Source organism: Streptomyces mangrovi (genome assembly GCF_900114215.1).
Taxonomy (GTDB): Bacteria; Actinomycetota; Actinomycetes; order Streptomycetales; family Streptomycetaceae; genus Streptomyces; species Streptomyces barkulensis.
Map to the genome: position 1 here is coordinate 136,426 of NZ_FOSG01000002.1, position 11,752 is coordinate 148,177.

10 protein-coding genes are annotated in these 11,752 nt (G+C 73.7%); 6 read left to right on the forward strand and 4 right to left on the reverse strand.

Going from position 1 to position 11,752, the window contains the following annotated elements:
* Positions 1–94: 94 nt before the first annotated feature.
* Positions 95–760 (reverse strand): response regulator transcription factor, encoded by a 666-nt coding sequence (locus tag BM237_RS03310; protein WP_093847630.1) that lies wholly within the window; start codon positions 758–760, stop codon positions 95–97.
* Between the two features lie 122 nt (positions 761–882).
* Between BM237_RS03310 and BM237_RS03315 the strand changes: the two genes are divergently transcribed.
* Positions 883–1,347: a PepSY domain-containing protein gene (locus tag BM237_RS03315; protein ID WP_093847632.1), complete on the forward strand. Its 465-nt coding sequence runs from the start codon at positions 883–885 to the stop codon at positions 1,345–1,347.
* 19 nt (positions 1,348–1,366) lie between these two features.
* On the opposite strand, the gene meaB is transcribed toward BM237_RS03315, so the two are convergent.
* Together meaB and BM237_RS03325 are read right to left on the reverse strand one after the other, a co-directional pair.
* Positions 1,367–2,326, reverse strand: coding sequence for a methylmalonyl Co-A mutase-associated GTPase MeaB (gene meaB / locus BM237_RS03320; protein ID WP_093847634.1), 960 nt, complete (start codon positions 2,324–2,326; stop codon positions 1,367–1,369).
* A 192-nt stretch (positions 2,327–2,518) separates the two neighbouring features.
* On the reverse strand, positions 2,519–3,745 hold the full coding sequence (locus BM237_RS03325) for an acetyl-CoA C-acetyltransferase (RefSeq protein WP_093847636.1): 1,227 nt from the start codon (positions 3,743–3,745) through the stop codon (positions 2,519–2,521).
* 137 nt (positions 3,746–3,882) lie between these two features.
* Here BM237_RS03325 and mce point away from each other — a divergent pair, with 137 nt between their 5' ends.
* The 5 genes from mce (at position 3,883) to BM237_RS03350 (ending at position 11,239) form a co-directional block, all read left to right on the forward strand.
* Positions 3,883–4,314: a methylmalonyl-CoA epimerase gene (gene mce, locus BM237_RS03330; protein ID WP_093847638.1), complete on the forward strand. Its 432-nt coding sequence runs from the start codon at positions 3,883–3,885 to the stop codon at positions 4,312–4,314.
* A gap of 148 nt (positions 4,315–4,462) precedes the next feature.
* On the forward strand, positions 4,463–7,846 hold the full coding sequence (gene scy, locus BM237_RS03335) for a polarized growth protein Scy (RefSeq protein ID WP_093847639.1): 3,384 nt from the start codon (positions 4,463–4,465) through the stop codon (positions 7,844–7,846).
* A gap of 123 nt (positions 7,847–7,969) precedes the next feature.
* Positions 7,970–8,911 (forward strand): coiled-coil domain-containing protein, encoded by a 942-nt coding sequence (locus tag BM237_RS03340; RefSeq protein ID WP_093847641.1) that lies wholly within the window; start codon positions 7,970–7,972, stop codon positions 8,909–8,911.
* A gap of 244 nt (positions 8,912–9,155) precedes the next feature.
* On the forward strand, positions 9,156–10,286 hold the full coding sequence (locus BM237_RS03345) for an ABC transporter ATP-binding protein (RefSeq protein WP_093847643.1): 1,131 nt from the start codon (positions 9,156–9,158) through the stop codon (positions 10,284–10,286).
* Positions 10,283–11,239: an ABC-2 transporter permease gene (locus tag BM237_RS03350; protein ID WP_107415199.1), complete on the forward strand. Its 957-nt coding sequence runs from the start codon at positions 10,283–10,285 to the stop codon at positions 11,237–11,239. The genes BM237_RS03345 and BM237_RS03350 overlap by 4 nt, the downstream gene beginning before the upstream one ends.
* Positions 11,240–11,261: 22 nt before the next feature.
* Here the strand turns inward: BM237_RS03350 and BM237_RS03355 are convergent, their stop codons facing one another.
* Positions 11,262–11,585, reverse strand: a complete 324-nt coding sequence (locus tag BM237_RS03355; protein WP_093847645.1) for an Rv1322 family protein — start codon at positions 11,583–11,585, stop codon at positions 11,262–11,264.
* Between the last annotated feature and the right edge of the window lie 167 nt (positions 11,586–11,752).

The following is an 11,752-nucleotide window of genomic DNA, read 5'->3' on the forward strand; positions in this document are numbered from 1 at the left end:
CCCGGCCACCACCAGGGCGACCGCCACCACGAGCGTGGCGCCGAGCGCGGCGCGCACCCGGACGGTGAGCCGGGCGAGCGGGGAGAGCACGGGCCTACGCACCGGTCCTCACCAGCCGGTATCCGGCGCCGCGCACCGTGGCGATCGCCGCGCTGCCCAGCTTGCGGCGCAGCGCGCTGACGTACACCTCGACGATGTTGACGTCACCCTCGTAGGCGAAGTCCCAGACGTGTTCGAGGATCTCCGACTTGGAGACCACCTCCCCGGCGCGTACCGCCAGGTACTCCAGCACGGCGAACTCCTTGGCCGTCAGGGCCACTTCACGCCCGTCCAGGGTCACCCGCCGCGCGGCGGGGTCCACGGTCAGCCCGCCCACCCGCAGCACCGACGCCCCGCCCCGGGTGCGGCGGCGCAGCAGCGCCCTCACCCGGGCGAGCAGCACCACGTAGGAGAACGGCTTGGTGAGGTAGTCGTCGGCGCCGGTGTCCAGCCCCTCGGCCTCGTCGTACTCGCCGTCCTTGGCGGTCAGCATCAGGATCGGCGTCTCGTCCCCGGCGGCGCGCAGGGCCGAGCAGACGCGGTAGCCGTTCATGCCCGGCAGCATGATGTCGAGGACGATCAGGTCGTACGGGCCCTCGGTCGCCCGGTGCAGCCCGCCGGTCCCGTCGTGGGCCACGTCGACGGCGAACCCCTCGGCCGTCAGGCCCCTGGCCAGCGACAGGGCGAGCCGTTTCTCGTCCTCCACGATCAGTACGCGCATGGGGCCAGCCTGCCAAAAGCCACCTGAAGAGATCTTCAGGTGCTTTCAGGATGCCTTCAGCCGCGCCCTGCGACGGTGTTCCACGTCAGGCACGGAACACCGTCTCCAGGGAGGAAACCACCATGAACCGCAAGCTGGTCGTCGCCGCCGTCGCCACCGCCGCCCTCGCCGTCGGCGGGAGCACCCTCGCCTTCGCCGACGACGACGCCGCTCAGGACGCCCTGGCCGCGAGCCTGCGGGCCGGCGCCGACACCGGTGACCGGGACGACGACCAGGACGACGACCGGGACGACCAGGACGACGACAGGGACGAGCCGCAGACGCTGCGCGGCGCCGAGGTCACCCTCCAGGAGGCCGTCGCGGCCGCGCTGAAGGCCGTACCGGGCTCGGCGGAGTCCGCCGAACTGGAGGACGACGACAGCGACCGGCCGGCCTGGGAGGTCGAGATCCTGGGCGAGGACGGCTCCCGGTACGAGGTCTCGGTGGGCACGGACAGCGCCGACGTGCTGGAGCGGAACACCGAGTCGGACGACCGGGACGACGCCGACGACCGGGACGACGACCGGGACGACCGCCGCGAGGACTGACGGCCGCCCCCGGCGGGGCTCATTCCCCCGTCAGCCCCGCCACCAGCTCGTCGGCCGCCGCGTACGGGTCGAGCGTCCCGCCCGTGATCCGCTCGGCCAGCGCCTCCAGGCGGCGGTCGCCGTGCAGGTCGCCGATGCGCTCGCGCAGCGCGGTCACCGCGATGGTCTCCACCTCGCGGGCCGCGCGCGCCCGGCGGCGCTCGGCGAGCACTCCGCGCTCCTCCATCCAGGCGCGGTGCTTCTCCAGCGCCTCGACGACCTCGTCGACGCCCTCGCCGCGCGCGGCGACGGTCTTGACGATCGGCGGGCGCCAGTCGCCGGGCTTCCGTGCCTCGCCGAGGCCCAGCATGTGGTTGAGCTCGCGGGCGGTGGCGTCCGCGCCGTCGCGGTCGGCCTTGTTGACCACGTACACGTCGCCGATCTCCAGGATCCCGGCCTTGGCGGCCTGGATGCCGTCGCCCATGCCGGGCGCCAGAAGAACGACGGAGGTGTCGGCCTGCGAGGCGATCTCGACCTCGGACTGGCCGACGCCGACCGTCTCGACCAGGACGACGTCGCAGCCGGCCGCGTCCAGGACGCGGATGGCCTGCGGGGCGGCCCAGGCCAGGCCGCCGAGGTGGCCGCGGGTGGCCATGGAGCGGATGTAGACGCCGGGGTCGGAGGCGTGCTCGGACATCCGCACCCGGTCGCCCAGCAGCGCGCCGCCGGAGAAGGGGGAGGAGGGGTCCACCGCGAGGACGCCGACCCGCCTGCCGGCCTTGCGGTACGCGGTCACCAGCGCCGAGGTGGAGGTGGACTTGCCCACCCCCGGCGAGCCGGTCAGACCGACGACGTACGCGTTGCCCGTCAGCGGCGCCAGCGCCGCCATGACCTCCCTGAGCTGCGGGGAAGCCCCCTCAACCAGCGAGATCAGCCGGGCCACGGCCCGGGGCCTGCCCTGCCGTGCCTGCTCCACCAGTCCGGGGACGTCCACCGCCATACGTGCTGCGCTCCTCGCGATACTCGGCCGTCGCCGGCCCTCGTCGGCCCTCGTCGGCCGCCGGGCGGCCGCTGTGGTCGGCCACCTGTTCCAGCCGTCATTCTTCCCGCGCCGCTCGCGCGCCGCCGTGCCGCCGGTCACACGGGCCCGCATCCGTCATGTGCGGTGTCACGGGCCCGTGCGACCGCGCCGTCACTTCTTCGGCACCCGCACGATCAGGGCGTCGCCCTGGCCGCCGCCGCCGCACAGCGCCGCGGCGCCGACACCGCCGCCGCGGCGCTTGAGCTCCAGGGCGAGGTGGAGCACGATGCGCGCGCCGGACATACCGATCGGGTGACCCAGCGCGATCGCGCCACCGTTGACGTTCACCTTTTCGTGGTCGATGCCGAGGTCCTTCATCGACTGCACCGCGACGGCCGCGAACGCCTCGTTGATCTCGATCAGGTCGAGGTCGCCGACCTCCAGGCCGTCCTTCCTCAGAGCGTGGCGGATGGCGTTGGACGGCTGCGACTGCAGGGAGTTGTCCGGGCCGGCCACGTTGCCGTGGGCGCCGATCTCGGCGATCCACTCCAGGCCCAGCTCCTCGGCCCTGGCCTTGCTCATCACGACCACCGCGGCGGCGCCGTCGGAGATCTGTGAGGAGGTGCCGGCGGTGATGGTGCCGTCCTTGGCGAAGGCCGGGCGCAGCCTGCCCAGGGACTCGGCGGTGGTCTCGGCCCGGATGCCCTCGTCCTTGGAGAACAGGATCGGGTCGCCCTTGCGCTGCGGGATCTCCACCGGGGTGACCTCGGCGTCGAACAGGCCGTTCTTCTGCGCGGCGGCGGCCCGCTGGTGGGAGAGGGCGGCGATCTCGTCCTGCTCGGCGCGGCCGATGCCCAGACGGGTGTTGTGCTTCTCGGTGGACTCGCCCATGGCGACGTTCTCGAAGGAGTCGGTCAGGCCGTCGTGGGCCATGGCGTCCAGCATCTGCACCGCGCCGTACTTGAAGCCCTCGCGGGACTTCGGCAGCAGGTGGGGGGCATTGGTCATGGACTCCTGGCCGCCGGCGACGACCACGTCGAACTCGCCGGCGCGGATGAGCTGGTCGGCCAGCGCGATGGCGTCCAGGCCCGACAGGCAGACCTTGTTGACCGTCAGCGCGGGGACGTTCATCGGGATGCCGGCCTTGACCGCGGCCTGGCGCGCGGGAATCTGCCCGGCGCCGGCCTGGAGCACCTGGCCCATGATCACGTACTCGACCTGGTCCCCGCCGATGCCCGCGCGGTCCAGGGCGGCCTTGATGGCGAAGCCGCCCAGGTCGGCGCCGGAGAAGGTCTTCAGCGAGCCCAGCAGGCGGCCCATGGGCGTACGGGCGCCCGCGACGATCACGGAGGTGGTGGCGGACGCCGAACGGGTCTCGGGGTTCGTCTTTTCGGTCACGGTGCGGCCCCTTCGGAGCAGGGAGTTAACGAGGGTTATCGCCAATGTACTGAGCGGTACCGTCCCGGGTCACCGGTCGGTCGGTGTGACCGTGCGCACGTTGCGTAACCACACTTCGAGACGGTGCACTGTCTTCCATGCTGACGCGCATCGACCACATCGGTATCGCCTGTTTCGACCTGGACAAGACGGTGGAGTTCTACCGTGCCACTTACGGCTTCGAGGTGTTCCACACCGAGGTGAACGAGGAGCAGGGGGTGCGCGAGGCCATGCTGCGGATCAACGGCACGGACGACGGCGGCGCCTCCTACCTCCAGCTCCTGGAACCGACCCGCGACGACTCCACGGTGGCCAAGTGGCTGGCGAAGAACGGTGAGGGCGTGCACCACATCGCCTTCGGCACGGCGGACGTCGACGGCGAGGCCGAGGCGATCCGGAACAAGGGCGTCCGGGTGCTGTACGACGAGCCGCGCACCGGTTCGATGGGGTCGCGGATCACCTTCCTCCACCCCAAGGACTGCCACGGCGTACTCACAGAACTGGTCACCTCCGCTTCCTCACACCACTGACGACCGCTCCCCCGGCCGGTAGAGTGGCCGTTCGGCCGGGGCTGCGGGCCGGCAGGGGCCCGTCCCATGTTCCGCCGATGATCTGACACCATTTCTCCGAAGGGTCAGTTCACCTTCACCACGACCAGGGGACGGATGGGACCGCGCAGTGCGGGGCTACGACCGCTACGAGGCTGACGACCACCTCTCTCAGCTCGAAGCCGAGATGAAGCGGCTGAAGGACGAGCGGGACAAGGCGGTCGACCACGCCGACGACCTCGGCTACCAGGTCGAAGTGCTGCGCGCCAAGCTGCACGAGGCGCGCCGCGCTCTCGCCGCGCGCCCGGCCGGCTACGACAACCTGTCGCACCAGGCCGAGCAACTGCTGCGCAACGCCCAGGCGCAGGCCGAGCAGTTGCGCGCCGACGCCGAGCGCGAGCTGCGCGAGGCCCGGGCCCAGACCCAGCGGATCCTCCAGGAGCACGCCGAGCGGCAGGCCCGCATGGAGGCCGAGCTGCACGCCGAGGCGGTCGCCCGCCGCCAGCGGCTGGACGAGGAGCTGGCCGAGCGCCGCGCGACCGTCGAGTCGCACGTCAACGAGAACGTCGCCTGGGCCGAGCAGCTGCGCGCCCGCAGCGAGTCGCAGGCCCGCCGGCTGACGGACGAGGCACGGGCCGAGGCCGAGCAGACCCTGGCCGCGGCCCGCGCCGAGGTGCAGCGGCTGACCGAGCAGTCCCGCCAGCGCTTGAACTCGGAGGCGGAGGCCGCCAAGGCCGAGGCCGAGCAGGTGCTGCGCCGGGCCCGCGCGGACGCCGAACGGCTGCTGAACGCGGCCTCCACCCAGGCGCAGGAGGCCACCGAGCACGCCGAGCGGCTGCGCACCTCCACCGCCGCCGAGTCCGAGACCGCCCGCCGCGAGGCCACCACGCTGGCCCGCCAGGCCGAGCAGCGGATGCAGGAGGCCGAGACGGCGCTGCGCGAGGCCCGCGCCGAGGCCGACCGCGTCCTGACCGAGGCGCGCGAGGCCGCCGCGAAGCGGCTGGCCGACGCCGAGTCGGAGAACGAGCAGCGCGGGCGTACCGCCAAGGCCGAGATCGCGCGCATGGTCGCCGAGGCCACCAAGGACGCCGAGGCCGCCAAGGCCGAGGCCGAGCAGGTGCGGGCCGACGCCCGTGCCGAGGCCGAGCGGCTGATCGCCGAGGCCCGCGAGAGCGCCCGCGCCAAGTCGGCGGAGGAGTCGGCCGCCCAGCTCGCCGAGGCCGCGCGTACGGCCGAGGAGGTGCTCACCAAGGCGTCCGAGGAGGCCAAGGCCACCACCCGGGCCGCCACCGAGGAGGCCGAGCGGCTGCGCGCGGAGGCCGAGGCGGAGGCCGACCGGCTGCGCGCCGAGGCGCACGATCTGGCCGAGCAGCTCAAGGGCGCGGCCAAGGACGACACCGAGGAGTACCGCGCCAGGACCGTCGAGCTCCAGGAGGACGCGCGGCGGCTGCGCGGCGAGGCCGAGCAGTTGCGCGCCGACGCGGTCGAGGAGGGCGAGCGGATCCGCGGTGAGGCCCGCCGCGAGGCCGTCCAGCAGATCGAGGAGGCCGCCAGCCGCGCCGAGGAACTGCTCAGCCAGGCCAAGGCGGACGCCGAGGAGACCCGCGGCGCCGCGGTGACCGAGGGCGAGCGGGTGCGCACCGAGGCGATCGAGCGGGCCACCGCCCTGCGCCGTCAGGCCGAGGAGGCCCTGGAGCGGGCCCGCGCGGAGGCCGAGGAGCTGCGGACGGCGGCCGAGCAGCAGGCCGAGCGGGCCCGCGAGGAGGCCGAGCAGGCCGGCCGGCGGCTGCGCGAGGAGGCCGAGGAGGCCGTCGCCGCACGCCGCGCCGAGGCCGACGCGGAGCTGGAGCGGCTGCGCGAGGAGGCCGAGCAGCGGCTGACCGCCGCCGAGGAGGAGCTGCGCGGGGCCCACGAGGAGGCCGAGCGGCTGCGCGAGGAGACCCGCGCCGAGACCGAGCGGCTGCGCACGGAGTCGGCACAGCGGCTGCGCGACCTGCGCGAGCAGGCCGAGGAGGAGTCCGAGCGGCTGCGCACCGAGGCGGTCTCCGACGCCGCGCAGGCCCGCGCCGAGGGCGAGGCCGTGGCGGTGCGGCTGCGCACCGAGGCGGCGACCGAGGCCGAGCGGCTGCGCGCCGAGGCGCAGGAGACCGCCGACCGGGTGCGGGCGGAGGCGGACGCCGCCGCCGAGCGGATGGGCGCCGAGGCCGCCGAGGCGCTGACCGCCGCCCAGGAGGAGGCCTCCAGGCGCCGCCGCGAGGCCGAGGAGCTGCTCACCGGCGCCCGCCAGGAGGCGGACCGGGAGCGGGCCCAGGCCCGGGAGCAGAGCGAGGAGTTGCTCGCCTCGGCCCGCAAGCGGGTCGAGGAGGCGCAGGCGGAGGCCGAGCGGCTGGTGGCCGAGGCCGAGCGGCGGGCCGCCGAACTGGTCTCCGCCGCCGAGCAGAAGGCCCAGCAGGTGCGCGACTCGGTCGCGGGGCTGCGCCGGCAGGCCGAGGAGGAGATCGCCGGTCTGCGCTCCGCGGCCGAGCATGCCGCGGCCACCCTGCGCCAGGAGGCGAAGGAGGAGACGGACGCCGCCAAGTCGCTGGCGGAGCGCACCGTCTCGGAGGCGATCGCCGAGGCGGACCGGGTCCGGGCCACCGCCGACGAGGAGGCCGAGCGTACGCGCTCGGAGGCCGACCGCGTACGGGACGAGGCCCGTGAGGCGGCGGCGCGCCGGCTGGGCGAGGCGGCCGAGCAGGCCGACCGGCTGGTCGCCGAGGCCCGCGAGGAGGCCGTGCGCATCGCGGCGTCCGCCGAGGAGCAGGCGGACACCATGGTGGGCGCCGCCCGAAAGGAGGCCGAGCGGCTGGTGGCCGGGGCGCGGACCGAGAGCACCTCGCTGGTGGAGAAGTCCCGCAGCGACTCCGACACCATGCTGGAGGAGGCCCGCCGCGACGCGAGCGCCATCCGGGAGCGGGCCGAGGAGCTGCGCTCGCGTACCGAGGCCGAGGTCGAGGAGCTGCACGAGCGGGCGCGCCGGGAGGCCGCGGAGGCGGTGCGGTCCGCCGGCGAGCGTGTTGACAAGCTGGTGAAGGCGGCCGACGAGCAGTTGGCCGAGGCTCAGGAGAAGGCCCGTCAGACCCGCTCGGAGGCCGACTCCGAGGCGAGCAGGGTCCGTATCGCCGCGGTGCGCAAGGCCGAGGGGCTGCTCAAGGAGGCCGAGCAGAAGAAGGCCGCGATCGTCCGGGAGGCCGAGAAGGTGCTCGCCGAGGCGGAGGCCGAGGCGAAGCGGACCCTGGAGAAGGGCAAGCGCGAGCTGGATGTGCTGACCCGCCGTCGCGAGGACATCAACGCCGAGATCTCGCGCGTGCAGGACGTGCTGGAGGCGCTGGAGTCCTTCGAGTCACCCGGAAGGGGCAAGTCCGACAAGGACGGCAAGGGGGGAAAGGGTTCTGACGGAGGATCGAACGGAGCGGTCAAGGCCGGTGCGGGAGCGGGGGCGGCGCATGGCGGCGGCAAACAGGGCAAGAACTGAGCCACTCGAACGGACGTACATTCTGCATATCAAACCGGCATCTTCTCGAAGACACGCCGTTTTCCCCCCTAGGATTCCCTCTATCACTCTCCCGTCCGACCCCGTCTGACCGACAGGAACCCCATGAGCGACAACACCTCTCCCTTCGGCTTCGAGCTCGTGCGGCGCGGCTACGACCGCGGTCAGGTGGACGACCGCATCGCGAAGCTCGTCGCCGACCGTGACAACGCACTGGCCCGTATCGCCTCGCTGGAGAAGCGGATCGAGGAGCTGCACCTCGAGACGCAGAACGCACAGGCGCAGATCAACGACTCCGAGCCGTCGTACGCCGGACTGGGCGCCCGTGTCGAGAAGATCCTCCGTCTCGCCGAGGAGGAGGCCAAGGACCTGCGCGAGGAGGCCCGCCGGGCCGCCGAGCAGCACCGGGAGCTGGCCGAGTCCGCCGCGCAGCAGGTGCGCAACGATGCCGAGTCGTACGCCTCCGACCGCAAGGCCAAGGCGGAGGACGAGGGAGCCCGGATCGTCGAGAAGGCCAAGGGCGAGGCCGCCACGCTGCGCGCGGACGCGCAGAAGGACGCCCAGGCCAAGCGCGAGGAGGCCGACGCCCTCTTCGAGGACACCCGGGCCAAGGCCGCGCAGGCCGCCGCCGACTTCGAGACCAACCTGGCCAAGCGCCGCGAGCAGTCCGAGCGCGACCTGGCCTCCCGTCAGGCCAAGGCCGAGAAGCGGCTGGCGGAGATCGAGCACCGCGCCGAGCAGCTCCGCCTGGAGGCCGAGAAGCTGCGCACCGACGCCGAGCGCCGCGCCCGCCAGACGGTGGAGACCGCCCAGCGCCAGGCCGAGGACATCGTGGCCGACGCCAACGCCAAGGCCGACCGCATCCGCAGCGAGTCCGAGCGCGAGCTGGCCGCTCTCACCAACCGCCGCGACAGCATCAACGCCCAGCTCACCAACGTCCGCGAGATGCTGGCCACGCTCACCGGCGCGGCCGTCGCCGCGACCGGGCAGCCGAACACCGACAGCGGCGAGGAGTCGCTGGGCGTTCCCGCCCAGCAGTCGCGCTGAGGCTGAGGCTGAGGCCGGACACGGACCGGCAGCGCCTGCAGACGGTGGGACACCGCGCCCCGTACCGCCCTCGTGCGGTGCGGGGCGCCGCCGTCTCCCGCCCCGGATCCCGGGTGCGCCGCACCCCACGCACGCCCCGCAGGAGCCCCGCGGGCGGACGGGAACCGAACCCCTCCCGGTAGCCTCCTAGTCCAGACGGGGGCCCAGCGCCCGGACCGCGACGGCCAGCAGGGGCGGAAGAAGCATGATCGAAGCAGTCGGCCTGACGAAGCGCTACGGCGCGAAGACGGCCGTGTACAACCTCTCCTTCCAGGTGAGGCCGGGGATGGTCACCGGCTTCCTGGGGCCCAACGGCTCGGGGAAGTCCACCACCATGCGGATGATCCTGGGTCTGGACGCCCCCACCGAGGGGCACGTGACCATCGGCGGCCACACGTACCGCAGGCTCCCCAACGCGCCCCGGCAGGTGGGTGCCCTGCTGGACGCCAAGGCGGTGCACGGCGGACGCAGCGCCTACAACCACCTGCTCTGCCTGGCGCAGCTCTCCGGCATCCCCGCGCGGCGCGTGGACGAGGTGCTGGGCGTCGTGGGCCTGCGGGACGTGGCGAAGAAGCGCTCCAAGGGCTTCTCGCTCGGCATGGGCCAGCGGCTGGGCATCGCGGCGGCGCTGCTGGGCGACCCGCAGGTGCTGCTGTTCGACGAGCCGGTCAACGGCCTGGACCCGGAGGGCATCCTCTGGATCCGCAACCTGATGAAGAGACTGGCCTCCGAGGGGCGCACGGTCTTCGTCTCCAGCCATCTGATGAGCGAGATGGCCCTGACGGCCGACCATCTGATCGTCATCGGCCGCGGCCAATTGCTCGCCGACATGTCCGTGAAGGACTTCATCGCGCACAACTCCGCCGAGTTCGCCCGGGTCCGCACCCCGGACGGCGCGCCGGAGCAGCGCGACAAGCTGACCGCCGCCCTCGCCGAGGCCGGCGGCCACGTCCTGCCGGAGCCGGACGGTGCCCTGCGGGTGTCCGGGCTGCCGCTGCCGCGGATCAGCGACCTGGCGCACGGGGCGGACGTACGGCTGTGGGAGCTCTCCCCGCACTCGGCCTCCCTGGAGGAGGCGTACATGCGCATGACGCAGGGCGCGGTGGACTACCGGTCCACCGAGGACACGCGGGCCGGGCTCCTGGCGCAGCCGCCGGCGGGGCACGCGGGCCCGCCGGCGGGGCACGCGGCGCCGGTGCCGGGGCAGGCCCCCGGGCAGCCCAACCCGTACGCGGTACCGCCGCAGCAGGCCTGGCAGCCGCCGCAGCCGCCCGCGGCCGCGCCGGTGCCCGCCCCCGCCGACCCGACCGAGCGTGACAGCGAGGACGCCCGATGAGCACTCCCCGGCAGAGCCAGGCCGTACCCCCCGTACCCCCCTCGCAGCCGGGTGCCCCCCGGGCCGCGTCGCAGGCGTTCCCCGGACCGCACCCCGGCGGCCACGGCTACGCCTCGCCGATCCCCGTCCGGCGCACCCATCTCGGGCACGCCGTCGCCTCGGAGTGGACCAAGATCCGCTCGGTGCGCTCGACGGTGTGGACGCTCGCGGTGATGTTCGTCCTCGTCCTCGGCATCGGCCTCCTCACGGCCTTCGCCCTCGGCAGCCAGGACACCCTGGAGATGCCGGTGCTGGCCGGGGGTTTCTTCGGCCTGATGCTGGGCCAGCTGTGCGTGATCACGCTCGGAGTACTGGTGATCACCTCCGAGTACAGCACCGGGATGATCCGCACCACCCTCACCGCCTGCCCGCAGCGCGGCCGGGTGCTGCTCGCCAAGGCGCTGGTCTTCTTCCTGCTGTCCTTCACGGTGACGCTGGCCGCCTGCACGCTGACCGCGCTGGTCCAGACGGCGATGATCGAGGGCAAGCCCGTCCCCGAGTACATCGACCCGCGGATGCTCAACGAGGAGACGGCCGCCACCGGGCAGGCCGTCGCGTCCGCCGGCGAGTGGCTGGGCGCGACGGTCGGCGCCGCGCTCTACGTGGCGCTGCTGGGCCTGCTGTCGCTGGCGGTCGGCACGCTGCTGCGCAGCACCCCGGGCGCGATCACCACCATGATCGGGCTGGTGCTGCTGCCCTTCATCGTCTCGCTGTTCCTCTTCACCGAGAGCGTGCGGGAGTTCGGCGAGAAGCTGCGCGAGTACTCGGTGCTCAACGGTCTGTCCTCGCTGTTCCGCATCCCGTTCGAGGGCGGTTCGGCCGACACCGGGTGGCCGCTGCTGTGGCTGCTGGCGGGCGTCACGCTCGCCGCGCTGATCGGCGCGTACGCCCGCATCTCCACCCGCGACGTCTGACGGGCGCCGCCGCCCCGCGGGGTCAGTACCTGGGGGCCTGACGGGACCGCTGGAGCCGCGCGCTCCGGCGGTCCCTGGCGTTCCAGCACGCCCGGTGCCAGTGCCGCCGGTCGTCCACCCGCCCCTCGCGCTGCCAGGCCACCACGTGCGGCACCCCGGGCGGGATCTCCTGGTCGCAGCCGGGGCAGCGGTAGTGCTTGGCCGCGGACTGTCCGCTGACCTGCCGCACCACCCACTCCTCACCGCGCCACTCGTCGGTGTTCTCCATGCCGTAGCGGCCGTCCGCCTCACCGTCGCGGCGGGCGGACCTGCCACCGCCGCGCGGGCGGTTTCGACGCGGGGACAACAGGCACCTCACCTGGTCTCGGGGGCCTACGGGGCCCGTCGGCGGACTGCTCCGTCCAGCCTACGCAGGTCGCGGGGGGCCTTGTGCCGCGCACCCGCGGCGCCTCTCCCCTCGTCCTCCCGTGCGGTCCGAAAAAATTCCCGGCGGATTCCCGGCAGGCCGTGCCC

Bases quoted from the DNA above. Each gene is read 5' to 3' on its own strand.
- BM237_RS03310 (WP_093847630.1), bottom strand. From the start codon at position 760: ATGCGCGTACTGATCGTGGAGGACGAGAAACGGCTCGCCCTGTCGCTG.
- BM237_RS03315 (WP_093847632.1), top strand. From the start codon at position 883: ATGAACCGCAAGCTGGTCGTCGCCGCCGTCGCCACCGCCGCCCTCGCC.
- meaB (WP_093847634.1), bottom strand. From the start codon at position 2,326: ATGGCGGTGGACGTCCCCGGACTGGTGGAGCAGGCACGGCAGGGCAGG.
- mce (WP_093847638.1), top strand. From the start codon at position 3,883: ATGCTGACGCGCATCGACCACATCGGTATCGCCTGTTTCGACCTGGAC.
- BM237_RS03340 (WP_093847641.1), top strand. From the start codon at position 7,970: ATGAGCGACAACACCTCTCCCTTCGGCTTCGAGCTCGTGCGGCGCGGC.
- BM237_RS03345 (WP_093847643.1), top strand. From the start codon at position 9,156: ATGATCGAAGCAGTCGGCCTGACGAAGCGCTACGGCGCGAAGACGGCC.
- BM237_RS03350 (WP_107415199.1), top strand. From the start codon at position 10,283: ATGAGCACTCCCCGGCAGAGCCAGGCCGTACCCCCCGTACCCCCCTCG.